We start from the raw sequence: 16,644 nt of genomic DNA, 5'->3' as shown, positions 1-16,644 counted from the left end.
ACACGTCGGCGCGACGGCGGATGCGGCTCCGTAGCCTCGATCCCGCCCCGCACCCAGTGCCCATACGCGAGGACGCGGCGAAACGCGATTTTTTTCCGCGGCGGTCCTGTCGACGACCTGGTCCCTACTTGGCGTAGGCGTAGGCCGTCGCGGCGGAGGCGACCGGTCCGGTGACGCCGTTGAAGGCGGTGAGGACCTTCTGGACCTCGGTGAAGGGCGCGTTCGACACGTAGATCAGGTCGCGGTTGCGCATCCGGAACGCCTGGGACACGAACAGGCTGTTGGGRTCGCGCATGTCGATCCGGTAGACCACCGGCACCAGAGGCGTGCCGAGCAGCTTCGAGCCGGGGCTGAGCCGGCGCACGACGCTGGCCGGCTCGAACCGGAAGATGAACGTCCCGGCCGGGTCGGCGGCGAAGTCCGACAGGCCGCGNAGCTTCGAGCCGGGGCTGAGCCGGCGCACGACGCTGGCCGGCTCGAACCGGAAGATGAACGTCCCGGCCGGGTCGGCGGCGAAGTCCGACAGGCCGCGCGCCTTGGCCAGCGCCTGCGCCAGCGTGATGCCGTCGGCCTGGAACGGCAGCTCGGTGCTGTTGCCCAGCGCGCCCACCGCGATGAAGGTCTGCGGGTCGCGCACGAGCGTCAGCACGTCGTTGGGCCGCAGGTAGATGTTCTCACGCGGGTTCGACACCACYGTGGTCAGCGGCACGGTCGCGGTCACCGGCCCGCGCGAGAGCCGCACGAAGGTCTCGTTGACCGGCGCGCGGTTGCCGCCGGCGGCGGCGATGACGTCGAGGATGCGGTCGCCGTGGCCCGAGAGCGGCAGGCGGGCGCCGGCGGCGCCCTCGCCGGTGACGGTGACGGCCTGGGAGATCGGGCGGGTGACCGAGACCAGCACCTGGGGCTGGATGGCCTTGCCGGCGAGCTCGTTCTCGATGAGCGCCTGGACGTCCTGGGTGCGGCGGCCGGCGACCTTGATGCGGCCGGCATAGGGCACCGAGATGGCGCCGTCGCGCCCGACGGGCTGCTCGGGGATGAGGGCGGACTTGGATCCGGCGGAGAAGCGGTCGGCGACGAGGGGTCCGGAGAACAGGCCGCCGGAYCCGGCCTCCCAGATGGAGACCGAGACCATGTCGCCGATGCCGATSACCGGCTCGGAGGAGGGGCGATGGTCGCCGAAGGAGGCGAGCAGGCTGTCGAGGGGGCGGCCGCGCAGGGCCTCGACCACGGAGGGGGTGACGTCGATGATCTCGTAGCGGGCAAGGATCCCGCCGTCGGCCGTGGCGACCTCGGCCCCGGCCTGGATCGCGCTCGCCGTCGGACCCGCCGCGGGCAGGCGGCGACGAGCATATTCTAGGGGAGCAGGCTGTCGAGGGGGCGGCCGCGCAGGGCCTCGACCACGGAGGGGGTGACGTCGATGATCTCGTAGCGGGCAAGGATCCCGCCGTCGGCCGTGGCGACCTCGGCCCCGGCCTGGATCGCGCTCGCCGTCGGACCCGCCGCGGGCATGTACGTGCAGCCGCCGGCAGATCCAGCCGCGAGGGCGGCCATCAGGGCGGTGCACGCCGTCTTACGCAGCATCACAAAGATTTCTCCTCGCCGAGCCCGCGCCATCGCTGGCCCGGGCCGGGATACCCAGTTTGACCGCCAAACGCTGCGATCGCTTTAACGACCGCGCCGGTGCGGCGGCCGCCGTGCGGACGGTCGCGCTATCCGCGGGCAATGCGTCACCAGCGTGGCACGGCCACGCTTATGCCGCGCAAGCTTAACCGTATCATGTCCCCGTGGTGATGTCCGCAGGTGCCGTCGCGAGGGCCCCGCGGAGCGCCCGACCGAGCTCGTCGGCGGCGATGTCGGCGCGGCGCGGGACCGCCTGCGGGCGGCCGAAGCGGAACAGGGCGTACTCGGTCGTCCGCCCGCCGAAGCCCGGTTTGCAGCTCGGCAGCGACGGTGCGTGGTCGCCGAACACGCAGAGCGTGATGGTCTGGCCGCGTTCGCGGGCGACGGCATCCAGGCCCGCGACGAGATCCTCGACCATCCGCCCGGTATTGGCGACGTGATGGAGGTACTGCGCCTGCGGATCGTCGATGCCCGGCAGCCGCCCGGGCTTCCAGGGGCCGTGGTTCTCCATGGTCACGCAGAACAGGAACAGCGGCGCGCGCCGGGACCGGACTTCCGCGAGGAGGCGCGCGCCGAGGGCGACGTCCCCGACATAGGGCCCGACGCGCGGCGCCTCCGCGAACGCCTCGCCCATCACGAGATCGGCGAAGCCGAAGGCCTCCATCACCCGCGCCCGGCGGAAGAAGTCGCGGTGGAACGGGTGCAGGAACAGGGTCCCGAAGCCCCGACTCCCGGCGAGCCGGGCGAGGCTCGTCGGCTCGTCGCCGCTGCGGGACGTGTAGGGGTCGTAGCGGCCGAAGCCGAGGCTCTCGGACGGACGGCCTGTGAGCACCGCGTGCTCGCTGCGCATCGTGTAGGCGCCGTGCGCCGGAACCCGCAGGCGCCCGTACTGCGCGGCCCGGGTTCGGAACAGGTCCATCGCCGGCAGTTTCGCGCCGCCGAGCCGCTCCGGATCGACGAAGGATTCGAGCTGGATCACCACGACGACATCGTCGCCCGGGCCCTCCGGCAGCGTCGGCGCCGCGGGCACCGGCACGCCGCCCGCCATCGCGCGGGCGGTGTAGCCGAGGAGGCTCGCCGGGAGGCCGACCCGGGTCACGTCGGCCTCCAGGTCGGGCTCGGGGAACCAGCGGGCGATCAGCCGGGCGAGCGGCGGCCGCGGGGCGGCCTTGACCAGCAGCCAGAGCGCGAGCGGGAGGCCGAGCATCGCCAGCACCCGCGGCAGGGTCGCGGCGGGCAGCACGCTCGGCTCGATCCAGTACCAAAGCGCGGTGAACGCCGCGGTGAGCAGGACCGGCACGGCGATGCGCGGGTCCCACAGGGGCGGGATGTAGTAGAGCTGCGGATGCCGCGGCACCTGGGGCAACAGGGCGAAATCGCTGAACAGCAGCGGCTCGCCGATCACCGAGCGCTTCGCGCGGCTGACGACGATCAGGATCGCCACGGTGATCACGCAGGTCAGCCCCGCGAGCCAGGGCCGCCAGGAGAACTCGAACCAGAACAGCAGGATCAGCAGGTAGCCGAGCAGCCGCAGGCCGAGATCCCGGGGCGCGAGGCTCGCCCGGGTGGTCGAGTCGCCCGCGAACACCTCCAGGGCGAGGCACACGGCGAGCGCGAGACCGGTGGCGATGAGGAACGTCGTCAAGACACGGGCACTCGGCGTGGGGCGGGCCTGCTCGCCGCCGGCATCCGGTCCGGCAGGAAACAGCGCGCGGGAGCAAGGGCTTGCGAGCCGTTCCTGATCCGGAATGATCGGAAACGGCCCCGGGGCGGGCGGCTGCGGGCGGACTCTAGCAGCGCGCGCTATCGCTTTGGTGTCACATCAGGGGCTCGCGGAACCGGATTCGCGCCGCGCGCCCCGCCCTAGCGCGGTCCGCCGCCGGCCTCGCGGCCGACGCCGCGCCGGCTGCGCAGGGCCCGCACGACGGGATTGAGGAGGCCGTAGCGGGCACGCATCACGAGGTGGGCCGTCCGGCCGAGGGAGAGGGCGTTGCGCGGCGCCGCCGCCCGGGCCGCGCTGAGGCGGTCGAGGAGCTGTTCCGGCGTGCACGGCTTCATCGCCACCGGGTCGAGGTAGCGCGCGTAGAGGATCATGGCGCCGGCCACCAGCTCGTCGAGGCTCAGCCGGCGGCCGCGGTCGGCGCCCGGCGCGAGATCCTCCGACAAGCCCCAGCCGGAGTAGAACGGCCGGCCGTGGGTCGCCACGGTGAGGCCGCGGATCAGGGCCTCGAACCCGGCGAGCGACGTCATGGTCTCGACGTGATGCACCCGGTCGAGGAGGTCGACGATGCTGATGCCGCCCACGATCCGGTCGGCCAGGGTCAGGGCCTCCGCCTCCGGGATGATGCCGGGCCGGAAGCCGGCCTCCACGTCGGGATGCGGCTTGTAGAGCAGGAACGCGTCCGGGTTGCGCCGCCGCGCCGCCTCCAGCAGCGCCCGGTTGGAGCGGACCAGCGGCGAGCCGTGGCGCACCGAGGCGTCGTCCTCCACCTGGCCGGGAACGAGGACGATCCGCCGGCCGGCCGGCCAGTCGAGCGCGGCGGCGTCGAGGCCGACATTGTACTTGCTGAGCCGGCGCGCCACGACCTCCTCGCGCAGGCGCCGCGCCCGGGCGACGAGGTCCGGGGTGAAGTCGGCCTCGGCGAGCAGCCGCTGCAGGCGGCTCTCCCGGCGCGGGTCGTAGTAGATGCCGAGGTCGTCCACCACGATGGAGGCGCCGGGCTGCAGGCTGGCGCCGAGCCCCACGGAGCGCAGGAACCCGTCCTCCACGCGGGCCAGCGGCAGGCCGGCCCGCGCGCAGGCTTCCTCGAGCTGACCTGGCGCCCGCGTCGCCCAGGCGAGGAGGCGGCCGCCGTGGCGCTGTCCCGCGGCGATCGCGGCCTCGGTGGTCATGGTGTGGATCGGCCGGCCGGCGGGGCCCGCGCCCAGGACGTCGAGGGCGGGCCGCTTCCAGCGCGACATCCCGACATAGACCACCCGCCGGTCGTTCTCGGCAAAGCGCGTGGCGAGCCACGCCACCCGCTCGGCGCAGGTAGCGCGGTCGATCGGCGCCCCGGTCCAGGGGTCGAGGTAATGGACGCCGCCCTCCCCGCCGAGAGGCGCCCCGTCGAGGGTGATCCGCAGGGATGCGAAGCCGGACTCCGGCGAGTCGTAGGGGCTCAGGAGCGGCCCGGGCGCGACCACGAGCCGGCGCCGCCCCGTCAGCGCCAGCAGGCGCCCGGCGAGGCTCCCCGCGCCCCAGGTCGCGCCGACGGCGCCGGGGCGCGCCGGACCGAAGGCGAGGCCCGTCGCGGCCTCGATCTCCGCCCGCAGGCGGCGGATCGTGCGGCCGGTCGCGTAGAGCGACGGGGTCGGGTCTGCGGGCATGGTGGGTGCGTCCGGCTCCGGTCGGGTGAGGTGCGGAACAGGCCTGTAGCGCATTTTCGCCGGCATGGGATGGTGATGCAACGCGGGGACAACCTGAGCGCGCGTCGCCGTCGCCATGTCCTGGAAAGGATTTGGACATATCGTCGCCGCGATTGCCCGCCTATTCCGGAGGCTAGGCCGCAGACGCGGGACCGTTGCAGACGGGCCACGCCGGCGCGGAAACGCCATGCCGCGGCATGGCTTCGGATTGCGGGCTCGCCGGGCACCGTGCCACCTCAAGAGTCTCTCGCCGGTTCGGTTCATCCGGCCCAGGGTCAAGGACAGAAGCGCCGCGGAATGCAACAGCCCGCCCTCGACGCCCTCCGCGACCGCCCCGCGACCTTCCTCTTCCTGCAGGGCATCGCGACGCCGTTCTTCTCCGATCTCGGACAGGCGCTGCGCGCGCGGGGACACTCTGTCCGGCGCATCAATCTCTGCCCCGGCGACTGGCTGTTCTGGAGCGGCGAGGCCGATAATTACCGCGGTCGCCGCGAGACCTGGGGCGAGTATCTCGACGCCTATCTCGACCGCGAGGGCGTGACCGACATCGTGCTGTTCGGCGATTGCCGGCCGTTCCACAAGGCGGCCCGCATGATCGCCGAGTATCGCGGCCTGCGGGTGCACGTGTTCGAGGAGGGCTATATCCGCCCGAACTGGATCACCTGCGAGCTGGGCGGCGTGAACGGCTTCTCGTCCCTCCCCCGGACGGCCGCCGAGATCCGCGCCCTGGCGCGGCGCCTGCCGCAACCCGGCCGGGCGATGCCCTCCACGGGCGACATGGCCCGGCGCAGCGTCTGGGACGTCGGCTACAACCTCGCCAACGTCCTGTTCCCCTACCTCTTCCCCCATTTCCGCAGCCACCGGCCGACCCATATCGCGGCCGAGTATGCGGGCTGGATCAAGAAGTTCGCCCGCCGCGCGCATACCCGCCGCGAGGCGGCGCGCTGCGACGAGATCTACCGCGCGGTCGGCTGCGACTACTTCCTGCTGCCGCTGCAGCTCGACAGCGACTACCAGATCCGGGTCCACTCGCCGTTCCTCGGCGTCGAGGGCTTCATGGACCGGGTGATCAAGTCCTTCGCGGACGGCTCGTCGGCGCCGACCCGGCTGCTGGTGAAGCTGCACCCGCTCGACAGCGGCCTGATCAACTGGCGCAAGTTCGCCCGCGCCTCGGCCCGCCGCCACGGCGTCAGCGACCGGCTCGACTTCATCGACGGCGGCGACCTGCCGGCCCTGATCAAGGGCGCCCGCGGCGTGGTCATCGTCAACTCGACGGTGGGGATGCTGTCCCTGGAGATGGGCTGCCCGACCCACGCGGTCGGCACCGCGATCTACAACATGGCCGGCCTGACCCATCAGGGCGACCTCGACAGCTTCTGGAAGAATCCGACGCCGCCGGAGACGGACCTGATGGCGGATTTCCGCCGCGTGGTCCTGCACCGGACCCAGGTCAACGGCGGCTTCTTCTCCAAGGAGGCGATCGACCGCGCGGTGGCCGGCTCGGTACCGCGGATGGAGGCCGCCCTCCCCGACGCGATGCTGGCGGCGGCGCGGGCGGTGAGTGAGGTGGCCGAGCGCGACGGCGAGCTCGCGCCGGTCTACTGACCGGGCTCGCCCGGCTCCCGAGCCGTCGCCATTCGGCGGCCTTTGAAGCGCGTTTAACCGCCGGTGAGCCGTTCCCGGCCTTGATCTTTCCCCGCGCGGCGGCGTAACCCGCCCCATGCCCCGCATTCTGATCACCGGCGCGTCGAGCGGCATCGGCGCCGCGCTGGCGCGCCACTACGCGCAAACCGGCGCGAGCCTCATCCTCGTCGGCCGCAACGCCGAGCGGCTGGAGGCGGTTGCCCGGGACTGCCGCGCCAGCGGCGCCGCCGTCGAGACCGCCCGCCTCGACACCCGCGACCGGGCCGCCACCGTGGCGCTGGTCCACCGGTCGGATGCCGAGGCCCCCCTCGACCTCGTCATCGCCAACGCGGCGGTGAACGGCGGCAACCAGGAAGGGCAGGTGGAGGCCGAGGACGTGGCCTTCGAGACCGCCGACATCAACTACACCGGCACACTCAACGTGATCCTGCCCACCCTGACGCTGATGCTCCAGCGCGGGCGCGGCCAGATCGTGCTGCTGTCGTCGCTCGCGGCCTACGCGCCGCTCCAGGACGCGCCGGCCTATAGCGGTGCCAAGGCCGCGCTCGTCGCCCACGGTCTCGCCCTGCGCCAGAAGGTCGCGCCCCGCGGCGTGAAGGTCAACGTCGTCACCCCGGGCTACGTGAAGACGCCGATGGGCGGCGAGCTCAAGGGTTGGCGGCCGCTCGAGATCAGCGCCGAGGAGGCGGCCGTGCGGATCGCCAAGGGCATCGCGGCCAACCGCGACGTGATCGCGTTCCCGTTCATCCTCACGGCGCTCGCGCGCACCGTGCTGCTCCTGCCCGAGAACGTCCGCAAGGCCGGCCTCTACGCCTTCCGTTTCCAGCGCCGGAAGCGGCGCTGATGGCGCGACCCCGGATCGCGCTGTTCGTTCTGGAGGCGCTGCCGAACGCCCGCGCGGTGCGCCGGCTCGTCGCCGATCTCCGGGCCGACATCGCGCTGGTCGGGCTCTCCAACGCCGAGCGGCCGTCGAGCGGCGGCCTCACGGGGCAGATCCGGCGGCACCTCGCGCGCTCGGGCCCCGGGATCCTGCCCTACCTCGCGGTCAATTTCGGCCTGCCGGACCTGCTGCGGCCCCTGGCGCCCCTGACCCAGGCGGCGTCGGGAAGCGGCGACGCGCCGGAGGCGACGCCGCTCAGGACCCTGTGCCGCCGCCTCGGCGTCCCGACCCTGACGGTCGACGACGTCAACGGTCCCGACGTCGCGCGGGCCCTCCGGGACGCGGCGCCGGACCTGATCCTCACCTACCATTTCGACCAGATCCTGAAGCCCGAGACCATCGGGCTGGCGCGGCTCGGCGGGATCAACGGGCATCCCGGCCTGCTGCCACGCCACCGGGGCCCGGTGCCGACGATCCACGCGCTGGCCGACGGGCCCGGGCAGTTCGGCATGACCCTGCACCGGCTGGCGGCCGCGATCGACACCGGCGCGATCCTCGCCCAGGAGGCGCTGGCGCTGCCCGAGGGTACCACCGCGACCCGGGCCTCGGTGGCGCTCCACGCCCACGGGCGCGGGATGCTCGACCGGTTGCTCGAGGACGTCACCCGGAGCGGAACCCTGCCGGAGGGGCGGTCCGAGCCCGTTCTGCCCTACTGCCCGTTCCCCGACCGCGCGATGCTGGCCGCGCTGCGCCGCCGCGGCCTCCGCCTGACCGACGGGCAGGATCTTCGGGACGCGCTGAGCCTCTCCGCGCGGGCGTCTTAACCCCCGGTTAATGCTGTTCGGCAAGGATTCGGTCAGATCCTCGCCGTCGACAGGGCCCGCGCATGCCCGATACCAGCGCCCTCAACTCGGCCGCCGGCGCCCTGGCCGCCGGCCGGCAGGTGCAGAGCGGGCGGATCCGCGCGATCTCCGAGAACCTCGCCAACGCCGATTCGGTCCCGACCACCCCGGGCGGTGCCCCCTACGCCCGCAAGATCGCGGTGTTCGCCCCGGTGGCGGCCGACAGCCCCCGCGACCCGGTCGGCCGGATCGTCCGCGACACCACCGGCTTCCGCACCCGCTACGACCCGACCAATCCCGGGGCCGACCCGACCGGCTATGTCCGTCTGCCGAACGTCAACGTCGCGGTCGAATCGGCCGACCTCCAGCGGGTGGTCCGGAACTACGAATTGAGCCTGAGCGCCTCGGCCTCGATCAAGACGCTCGCGCAGGCCACCATCAACCTGATCAGCTGAGCCGGCCGTGCCGCCGGCCGTAGCCGGCGTAGATCGCGAGGCCGATCGCCAGCCAGACCGCGAGGCGGATCCAGGTGTCGGCCGGGAGCGAGGCCATCAGCGTGACGCAGGACAGGATCCCCAGTCCCGCGATGAGGGTCACCGCCGGCACGCGGAACGGGCGCGCCCGGTCCGGAGCGGTCCGGCGCAGGATCAGCACCGTCGCGCAGACAAGGCAGAAGGCCAGGAGCGTGCCGATACTGACGATCTCGCCCAGGACGTCGATGGGCACGAGCCCCGCCACGGCCGCCGTGAACAGGCCGATCACCAGCTGGCTCGCCACGGGCACCCGCGTTACTGGATGGACCCGGCAGAAGATCCTCGGGAGCAGCCCGTCGCGGGCGATGGCGAAGAAGATCCGGCTCTGCCCGTAGAGAGCGGTCAGCGCCGAGGTGGTCAGACCGATCAGGGCGCCGGCCTTGATGATCGTGGCGAAGCCCGTCAGGCCGATCACGTCGACCGCCTTGGCCACCGGGTCGGCGACGTCCAGGTCGCGATAGGCCACGAGTCCCGTGAGGACGGCCGCCATGGACACGTACAGGATCGTGGTGATCAGCAGCGACCCGATCAGGCCGACCGGCGCGTCGCGCTGCGGCGCCCGGCACTCGCCCGCGGCCGTCGCCACGGTCTCGAAGCCCACGAAGGCGAAGAACACCACTGCGGCGCCGCGGAACACGCCGCTCCAGCCGTAGGCGCCGAAGGTCCCGGCATTCTCCGGCACGAACGGGTGCCAGAGTTCGGGCCGCAGATGGGCCACGCCGACACCCACGAAAGCCAGGATGATCGCGACCTTGCAGGCGACCAGCAGGCCGTTGACCAGGGACGCCTCCGCGGTGGCGCGCATCAGCAGGGCGCTGAGCAGCAGCACGATCCCGGCCGCCGGGAGGTTGACGAGGCCGCCGGCGCCGGGCGCCCCGGCCAGGGCCGGCGGCAGGCGCAGGCCGAACTCCGCCGCGAGGGACTGCGCGTAGCCCGACCAGCCCACCGCCACGGTCGCCGCCGCCACGGCGAACTCGAGGACGAGGTCCCAGCCGATGATCCAGGCGGGAAGCCGCCCGAGGCTCGCGCGGGTGTAGGTGTAGGTCGATCCCGGCTCGGGGATCATGGCGGCCAGCTCGGCGTAGCACAGGCCGACGAGGCCGCAGGCGACGCCGCCGATCACGAAGGAGAGGCTGAGCGCCGGGCCCGCGTACTGCGCCGCCGCCGTCCCGGTGAGCACGAAGATGCCGGCGCCGATCGTGGCGCCGAGGCCGATGGCGACGAGGCCCGGCGCGGTGAGGCTCCGGGCGAGTCCGCGCCCCGCCCCCGCGCCCGCCCGTTCACCCGTGGTCACCGCGGACTCCGCCATCGCGTCCGTTCTCCCTCGCCCGGACCGTCACCCGGCACTTTTCATGCCCGGACGGCGGCCTCCGCGGAACCGCCCGGACCGGCGCCGCACCGTCCTCATCCCGAGTCGATACAGCCTACCGCCGCACCGCGCCCACGGGATCGGGTTCAGGGGCCCCGCCGCGCGCTTCCGAGTCGCCTCCGCCGGGCGGGGACGGTGCGGCGGCGATCATCCGGGTGTCGGTCCGGAACGCCCGGGCGACGAGGCCGCAGAAGCGGATGAAGGCGCTGCCCTGCGAGGTGATGACGTAGCCGTCACCCGCTCGCGCGACGTTGCCGGAGGCCTGCTGCTCGGCCAAGCGCCGCTCCATCTGCCGGAACTCGCCGAGATAGACCCGCTCGAACACCGCCCGCGCGCGCTCAGGCGTGAAGCGCTCCCCGGGATGGGCGGCCATCTGGCCGAGCAGGAACACGCTGATCGACCGGTCGACCGTCACCGGCAGGATCACGAAGGCGCTGAGGTTCAGGGACAGCGACAGGACGCAGGCGCCGAGGGCGTCCCGTCGGCGCAATCCCCAGGCCCGGCCGAGCCCGGCCAGCGCCGCCGTGACCGCCAGGGTCAGCAGGAAGGCGACCGCGAGCAGGATCAGTCCGCGGTAGAACAGGATCGTCACGCCGGACCACAGATCCGTCTGGAACAGCAGCACGAAGCAGGCGAAGCCGACGACGACGGCGCCGGCCTGCAGCAGCGCCTGGGCGCAGAGCCAGCGCAGGGCCTGCCCGGCGCGCGGGCGGGTGGGTGCCGCGGGACTGGGTTCAGTCACGGAGATCCTCCACGGAGATCCTGGACCCGCAGGATCCGGACGAGCGGATCGGCGTAGACCGCGGGGCTGCGCCAGACCCAGGAATCGGGGCTGCTCCAGGGGGCGTCCTGCGCGGTGACGACCAGGGCGCCGATCCCGGCCGCTTCGGCGCGCCGCCGCACATCGGCGCCGTCCAGGCGGTCGCGGAAGACCGGCGCGACGTCGGCGAGCCGCGACGCCACGGCGTCCGGCGGGGCGCCGAACAGGCGCGCCTCCGCGTCGGCCACCCCCGTCGGCTGGAGGCCGTAGAGCCCGAAATCGAACACCCGGTGCGGCACCGGCGACTGCTGCAGCACCAGGTCCCGGGGCAGGTGCGTGCCCGCCCAGGCGTAGGCCGCGCGCAGCGCCCGGTCGATATCGGGACGGCCGGCGAGGCGGGCGAAGGCGGGCCGGTCCGAGGCGGGATAGGCGCGCATCCCGACGAAGCCGTAGAGGGTCGTCGCGTAGCCGAGGATCAGCAGCGCGGCGAGGAGACCGGGGAACCGGAGCCGCCGCGCCTCGCTCAGGCGGGTCAGGGCCACCACGGTCCAGACCAGGGTCGCGACCTGCGCGAGCAGGACCACGCGCGCGCCGAGGTCGTTGTTGAGGATCGCCGAGCGCAGGACGCCGCCGAGGAGCAGGCTCGCCGCGGCGCAGAGCGTGAGCAGGCGCCCGGCCTCGCGCCCGTGCGCCTCCCGGCGCGGCACGAGGCGCCAGAACAGCAGCGCACCGGCGGCGCAGACCCCCAGGGCCGTGTAGTAGTTCAGCGGCAGGAGGATCAGGCGGAGCGCGCTCAGGGCCGGCTCGTCGACGAGGCCGTCGAGCGGCCCGAATCGCCGGATCGAGAACCGGATCGGCGCGCCGCCGTCGGTCCGGTTGGCCAGGACGCTCAGCAGGTAAGGGGCGGCCAGCGCGGCGCTGAGCAGGCCGGCAACCGCCAGCCGGGCCGCGGCGCGCCAGCGGCGCTCCAGGCCGAGCAGCACCAGCCAGGCACCGGCCGCACCCGCCGTGCCGAGGCAGACCCAGACGGACAGGCCCGCGCAGGCCGCGAAGGCGAGTGCCGCGACGCCGATCGCCGCCGCCTCCGCGCGCCTGTCCGGCCGTGTCCGGTCCGCGACCTCCGCCAGGGCCAGGAGTCCGAGCCACCCGGCCAGGGCGCCGGCGACGTGGTGCGGCACCCAGACCAGCGAGGCCGGCCAGTTGAGGACCTGCTCGTTCAGCCATTCCGGGACCGGCAGCCAAGTCCCGGACGTCGTCCGGTCGGCGAGGACCAGCAGGATGTCGAGGCTTCCGGCCGGCAGCAGCATCAGCACCGCGCGGCGCACGAGCCGGGGCGCGGCGTCCGCGACGAGTCCGGTCGCCGCGAGCAGACGGTCGATCAGGCCGAGGAGCGCGAGGCCGGTCCAGAAGGCCACGCCCGCGAAGGCGGTCCGCCCGTCGACCAGCCGTTCGCCCGCCCAGTCGACCAGGGCGGTGAGCGTGTAGAAGCCGTAATAGTAGCCCGCCCGCTCGGGCCGGGCGAAGAACGGGTCCACCGGCGGCAATCCGTGCTCCATGATCGCGCGGGTCAGGGCGGCGTGCTTGACGAGGTCGATGATCGTCACGGGCCGGTAGAGGGCGGTGCCGGTATCGACGTCGATCAGCGCGTAGGCCACGACGCCGAGCCAGAGCAGCGCGAGGGCGAGCGCCGCCCGGTCGAGGGACTCGCGCAGGCTCCGCGCGACCGGCCGCAGCGCGGCGAGCCCGAGGGCGCCGGTCGCGAGGGCCGCGACCGGGACGCCGCCCGCCTGGATCAGCAGGCTGTCAAGGGCCGGCAGCAGCCCGATCCCGAGGAGCGCCCCGCACAGGAGGCGGTCGCCGGGCGCGAGCGTGCGGAACCCGAGGATGCCGGTCAGGCCGCCCAGGGCGTAGCCCGGCAGGAGAACGAGGGGGATACCGAGCAGCGTCGCGACGGCGACGCCGCACGCATCCGAGAAGGTGCCGTTCATCGCCGGGCCGCGTCGCGTGAGCGGTTCCGGGTAGCACGGCGGCGTTAACCGTTCTTTGGACGGGCCCGGACAGCCGCGACGCACCACCGCTGCGGCCCGCCCGGCTCGGGACTGGCATAACCGTCGGTTTCGTGTATGGATCGCGCGGCCTCGACCCGGGTTGCCGGGCGGGGCTTGAGCCGCTTGGCGCTGTGACCGTGCTGGACGACATCCCGGCACCGGCCGAACGCCGAGCCCGCGCGCGCCCGTTTGGGGCGCCGCATCCGACCAGCACAACCCGAAAGGCACGCGATGTCGATCACGGCAGAGCGCAAGACCGCGCTCATCAAGGAACACCGCAAGGACGCCAAGGACACCGGGTCCCCCGAGGTCCAGGTGGCGATCCTCACCGAGCGGATCACCAACCTCACCGGCCACTTCAAGACCCACGGCAAGGACAACCATTCCCGCCGCGGCCTCCTGAAGCTGGTCTCGCAGCGCCGCTCGCTGCTCGATTACGTCAAGCGCAAGGATGAGGCCCGCTACCGCGCCCTCATCGAGCGTCTCGGCATCCGCCGCTAAGGCACGTCTCGCGCGGTTCCGGGCCCGGCCCGGGGCCGCGTTTCACCATCGCGGGCTGCCGGAATGGGTCCGGCCGTCCGTCAAGCGGGCCGCTTCGAGGCGCCAGCGTCGGGGCAGGATCGCGAGACACTTCGCCGAGCGTTATCGGGCGCAGTGTCTCGCCGTCTTGCCCCCGGGCGGCGCCGGGCTTGGGCCCGCCGCAGGCAAGGAAGAGATTGAGAATGTTCGACGTTCAACGCGAAGAGCTGATGTGGGGCGACCGCAAGCTCGTCCTGGAGACCGGCAAGGTCGCGCGCCAGGCCGACGGCGCCGTCATCGCCACCTACGGTGAGACCTCGGTGCTCGCGACCGTGGTCGCCGCCAAGGAGCCGAAGCCCGGCATCGACTTCATGCCGCTCACCGTGAACTACCAGGAGCGCGCCTACGCCGCCGGCCGCATCCCGGGCGGCTACTTCAAGCGCGAGGGCCGTCCCTCCGAGAAGGAGACCTTGGTCTCCCGCCTCATCGACCGCCCGATCCGCCCGCTCTTCATCGACGGCTGGCGCAACGACACGCAGGTCGTCGTCACCGTCCTGACCCACGATCTCGAGAACGATCCCGACATCGTCGCGATGGTCGCGGCCTCCGCGGCCCTGACCATCTCGGGCGTGCCGTTCATGGGCCCGATCGGCGGCGCCCGCGTCGGCTACATCAACGGCGGCTACCGGCTGAACCCGCTGGTCACCGAGACCAAGGAAGAGTCGAGCCTCGACCTCGTCGTCGCCGGCACGCAGGACGCGGTGCTGATGGTCGAGTCGGAGGCCAAGGAGCTCTCCGAGGAGGTGATGCTCGGCGCCGTGATGTTCGGCCACAAGCACTTCCAGCCGGTGATCGAGGCGATCATCCGCCTCGCCGAGAAGGCCGCCAAGGAGCCGCGCGACTTCAAGGCCCCCGAGAACGCCGACGTCGAGAAGGCCGTCCTGGAGGTCTGCGAGGCGGAGCTCCGCGCCGCCTACACCAAGACCGTCAAGCAGGAGCGCTACGCCGCCGTCGACGCCGTGAAGGCGAAGGTGATGGCCGCCCTCTGCCCCGAGGGCGCCGAGAAGTTCCCGGCCGAGAAGGTCAAGGCCGCCTTCAAGGAGGCCCAGTCGAAGGTGGTCCGCTGGAACATCCTCGACAGCGGCGCCCGCATCGACGGCCGCGACGTGAAGACGGTCCGCTCGATCCTCTCCGAGGTCGGCGTCCTGCCCCGCGCCCACGGCTCGGCCCTGTTCACCCGCGGCGAGACCCAGGCGCTGGTCGTGGCGACGCTGGGCACCGGCGAGGACGAGCAGTTCATCGACGCGCTGGAAGGCACCTACAAGGAGCGCTTCCTGCTCCACTACAACTTTCCTCCCTACAGCGTCGGTGAGACCGGCCGGATGGGCTCGCCGGGCCGCCGCGAGATCGGCCACGGCAAGCTCGCCTGGCGGGCGATCCGCCCGGTCCTGCCGCCCGCCCACGAGTTCCCCTACACGATCCGCGTCGTGTCGGAGATCACCGAGTCCAACGGCTCGTCCTCGATGGCCTCGGTCTGCGGCGGCTCGCTGTCGCTGATGGATGCCGGCGTGCCGCTGCGCCGTCCGGTGGCGGGCATCGCCATGGGCCTCATCCTGGAGGGTGAGCGCTTCGCGGTCCTGTCCGACATCCTCGGCGACGAGGATCACCTCGGCGACATGGACTTCAAGGTGGCCGGCACGGACGAGGGCGTGACCTCGCTCCAGATGGACATCAAGATCGCCGGCATCACTGAGGAGATCATGAAGATCGCCCTCGCCCAGGCGAAGGACGGCCGCGCCCACATCCTGGCCGAGATGGCCAAGGCCCTGACGGCGGCCCGTCCGGAACTCGGCGAGTACGCGCCGCGCATCGAGACGATGCAGATCCCGACGGACAAGATCCGCGACGTGATCGGCACCGGCGGCAAGGTGATCCGCGAGATCGTCGAGAAGACCGGCGCCAAGATCAACATCGAGGACACGGGCGTCGTGAAGATCGCCTCGGCCGACGGCAAGGCGATCAAGGCGGCCTACAACTGGATCCGCTCGATCGTGGCGGAGCCGGAGGTCGGCGTGATCTACGACGGCACGATCGTGAAGTGCATGGAGTTCGGCGCCTTCGTGAACTTCTTCGGCGCCAAGGACGGCCTCGTCCACATCTCGGAGCTCGCCGCGAACCGGGTCGCCAAGGTGACGGACGTCGTCAAGGAAGGCGACAAGGTCAAGGTGAAGTTCCTCGGTCAGGACGACCGCGGCAAGATCCGCCTGTCCATGAAGGTCGTCGACCAGCAGACCGGCGAGGACATCACCGAGAAGGTGAAGGCTCAGCGCGACGCCGACCGGGCCGAGCGCGGCGACGAGCCGCGCGAGCCCCGCGAGGGCGGCCGCCACCGTGGCGAGCGCCGCCGCGAGGCCGGCGAGTAAGCACGCGGGACGCCCGCGCCGGCCTCGGTCGGCGGGGATGTCTTAGACGGGCGCGGTCCTCCGGGGCCGCGCCCTTTTTGTTGCCCCGTCGAGGTCGGGTCACACCGGTCGTCGGCCGGGAACGGGGCGCCGGATGCCGCGTTCCCCCGCGACTTCCCAATCGGAGACCCTCATGGCCAACGACATGATGCACGACATCTTCAGCGGGCAGCCGAACCTGTCGACGACGGAGCGCGCCGTCTCGGTGGCGCTGGGCCTCGGCATCGCCGCCGCCGCCGCGCAGCCCCGTCCCAACAAGCTCCTGAGCCTGCTGGCCCTCGTGGTCGGCGTGGGCCTCGCCGTGCGCGGCGCCACCGGCCACTGCGCCGTGAAGGCCGCGTCCGAGCATCTCTGAGCCTCAGCCCTCGGAGGGCTTCGGCGCCTCCGTCTTTGCGAGCGCAGCGAAGCAATCCAGGCAGCGCGACGTTCGACATCGTTGCGCTGCCCTGGGTCACGTCGCTGCGCTCGTGATGACGGAGAGCGCTGTGTTGAGACTCGCTACCGGAATGCGTCGGTCAAAAAAAAGGGGCGCCCCGCGGGGCGCCCCTCGTCGTATCCGGAC

The 16,644-nt window shown here is 72.6% G+C and carries 13 protein-coding genes and 2 pseudogenes; 7 read left to right on the top strand and 8 right to left on the bottom strand.

The genetic code is table 11. From position 1 onward, the window contains the following. Positions 1–124 precede the first annotated feature (124 nt). From ASG32_RS35005 to ASG32_RS11135, 5 genes and pseudogenes are all read right to left on the bottom strand, one after another. Positions 125–433 (bottom strand): annotated as a pseudogene (locus tag ASG32_RS35005) (sugar transporter); the annotation flags it as partial. A gap of 1 nt (position 434) precedes the next feature. Further along, positions 435–1,336, bottom strand: a 902-nt coding sequence (locus ASG32_RS11145) for a polysaccharide biosynthesis/export family protein (protein ID WP_244491908.1), incomplete at its 3' end; no start/stop codon positions are given. A 23-nt stretch (positions 1,337–1,359) separates the two neighbouring features. Further along, positions 1,360–1,551 (bottom strand): annotated as a pseudogene (locus ASG32_RS33290) (sugar transporter); the annotation flags it as partial. 223 nt (positions 1,552–1,774) lie between these two features. Next, on the bottom strand, positions 1,775–3,265 hold the full coding sequence (locus tag ASG32_RS11140; protein WP_056525689.1) for an LTA synthase family protein: 1,491 nt from the start codon (positions 3,263–3,265) through the stop codon (positions 1,775–1,777). Positions 3,266–3,483: 218 nt separating this feature from the next. After that, positions 3,484–4,986, bottom strand: a complete 1,503-nt coding sequence (locus ASG32_RS11135) for a capsular biosynthesis protein (protein WP_056525686.1) — start codon at positions 4,984–4,986, stop codon at positions 3,484–3,486. Positions 4,987–5,322: 336 nt separating this feature from the next. Between ASG32_RS11135 and ASG32_RS11130 the strand changes: the two genes are divergently transcribed. From ASG32_RS11130 to ASG32_RS11115, 4 genes are all read left to right on the top strand, one after another. Continuing rightward, entirely contained in the window at positions 5,323–6,630 is a 1,308-nt protein-coding gene (locus tag ASG32_RS11130; protein ID WP_056525683.1) for a capsular biosynthesis protein, read from the top strand. 115 nt (positions 6,631–6,745) lie between these two features. Further along, positions 6,746–7,513 carry an SDR family NAD(P)-dependent oxidoreductase gene (locus ASG32_RS11125; protein ID WP_056525680.1) on the top strand — a complete coding sequence of 256 codons (768 nt, stop codon included), beginning with the start codon at positions 6,746–6,748 and terminating at the stop codon, positions 7,511–7,513. Next, the gene (locus tag ASG32_RS11120) at positions 7,513–8,373 is read left to right on the top strand and encodes a formyltransferase family protein (protein WP_020093748.1); all 861 of its coding nucleotides are present in this window, start codon (positions 7,513–7,515) and stop codon (positions 8,371–8,373) included. The genes ASG32_RS11125 and ASG32_RS11120 overlap by 1 nt, the downstream gene beginning before the upstream one ends. A gap of 62 nt (positions 8,374–8,435) precedes the next feature. Then, the gene (locus tag ASG32_RS11115) at positions 8,436–8,846 is read left to right on the top strand and encodes a flagellar basal body rod protein FlgC (RefSeq protein WP_020093747.1); all 411 of its coding nucleotides are present in this window, start codon (positions 8,436–8,438) and stop codon (positions 8,844–8,846) included. Here the strand turns inward: ASG32_RS11115 and ASG32_RS11110 are convergent. The 3 genes from ASG32_RS11110 to ASG32_RS11100 all read right to left on the bottom strand — a co-directional run bounded on the left by ASG32_RS11110 (position 8,839) and on the right by ASG32_RS11100 (position 13,041). After that, complete coding sequence (locus ASG32_RS11110; protein WP_056525677.1) at positions 8,839–10,233, bottom strand: amino acid permease; 1,395 nt, start codon at positions 10,231–10,233, stop codon at positions 8,839–8,841. The two genes, ASG32_RS11115 and ASG32_RS11110, sit on opposite strands and share 8 nt — an antisense overlap. A gap of 115 nt (positions 10,234–10,348) precedes the next feature. Further along, the gene (locus ASG32_RS11105) at positions 10,349–11,035 is read right to left on the bottom strand and encodes a hypothetical protein (protein WP_056525674.1); all 687 of its coding nucleotides are present in this window, start codon (positions 11,033–11,035) and stop codon (positions 10,349–10,351) included. Continuing rightward, a complete protein-coding gene (locus ASG32_RS11100) occupies positions 11,032–13,041 on the bottom strand; it encodes a hypothetical protein (RefSeq protein ID WP_056525671.1) in 2,010 nt (669 codons plus the stop codon). The genes ASG32_RS11105 and ASG32_RS11100 overlap by 4 nt, the downstream gene beginning before the upstream one ends. Before the next feature lie 291 nt (positions 13,042–13,332). Between ASG32_RS11100 and rpsO the strand changes: the two genes are divergently transcribed. The 3 genes from rpsO to ASG32_RS11085 all read left to right on the top strand — a co-directional run bounded on the left by rpsO (position 13,333) and on the right by ASG32_RS11085 (position 16,437). Next, the gene (rpsO, locus tag ASG32_RS11095) at positions 13,333–13,602 is read left to right on the top strand and encodes a 30S ribosomal protein S15 (RefSeq protein ID WP_012317943.1); all 270 of its coding nucleotides are present in this window, start codon (positions 13,333–13,335) and stop codon (positions 13,600–13,602) included. A 221-nt stretch (positions 13,603–13,823) separates the two neighbouring features. Then, positions 13,824–16,043 (top strand): polyribonucleotide nucleotidyltransferase, encoded by a 2,220-nt coding sequence (gene pnp, locus ASG32_RS11090; protein WP_056525668.1) that lies wholly within the window; start codon positions 13,824–13,826, stop codon positions 16,041–16,043. A 172-nt stretch (positions 16,044–16,215) separates the two neighbouring features. Continuing rightward, positions 16,216–16,437 (top strand): YgaP-like transmembrane domain, encoded by a 222-nt coding sequence (locus ASG32_RS11085; protein WP_020093742.1) that lies wholly within the window; start codon positions 16,216–16,218, stop codon positions 16,435–16,437. The last annotated feature ends 207 nt before the right edge of the window (positions 16,438–16,644 follow it).

The sequence above is a fragment of the Methylobacterium sp. Leaf361 genome, from assembly GCF_001424445.1.
GTDB lineage: Bacteria > Pseudomonadota > Alphaproteobacteria > Rhizobiales > Beijerinckiaceae > Methylobacterium.
This window is presented reverse-complemented; position numbering and strand designations above follow the sequence as displayed.

Coding starts and splice junctions, on each gene's coding strand:
- ASG32_RS11085 (WP_020093742.1), top strand. CDS start 16,216: ATGGCCAACGACATGATGCACGACATCTTCAGCGGGCAGCCGAACCTG.
- ASG32_RS11130 (WP_056525683.1), top strand. CDS start 5,323: ATGCAACAGCCCGCCCTCGACGCCCTCCGCGACCGCCCCGCGACCTTC.
- ASG32_RS11115 (WP_020093747.1), top strand. CDS start 8,436: ATGCCCGATACCAGCGCCCTCAACTCGGCCGCCGGCGCCCTGGCCGCC.
- ASG32_RS11110 (WP_056525677.1), bottom strand. CDS start 10,233: ATGGCGGAGTCCGCGGTGACCACGGGTGAACGGGCGGGCGCGGGGGCG.
- ASG32_RS11125 (WP_056525680.1), top strand. CDS start 6,746: ATGCCCCGCATTCTGATCACCGGCGCGTCGAGCGGCATCGGCGCCGCG.
- pnp (WP_056525668.1), top strand. CDS start 13,824: ATGTTCGACGTTCAACGCGAAGAGCTGATGTGGGGCGACCGCAAGCTC.
- ASG32_RS11135 (WP_056525686.1), bottom strand. CDS start 4,986: ATGCCCGCAGACCCGACCCCGTCGCTCTACGCGACCGGCCGCACGATC.
- ASG32_RS11100 (WP_056525671.1), bottom strand. CDS start 13,041: ATGAACGGCACCTTCTCGGATGCGTGCGGCGTCGCCGTCGCGACGCTG.
- rpsO (WP_012317943.1), top strand. CDS start 13,333: ATGTCGATCACGGCAGAGCGCAAGACCGCGCTCATCAAGGAACACCGC.
- ASG32_RS11120 (WP_020093748.1), top strand. CDS start 7,513: ATGGCGCGACCCCGGATCGCGCTGTTCGTTCTGGAGGCGCTGCCGAAC.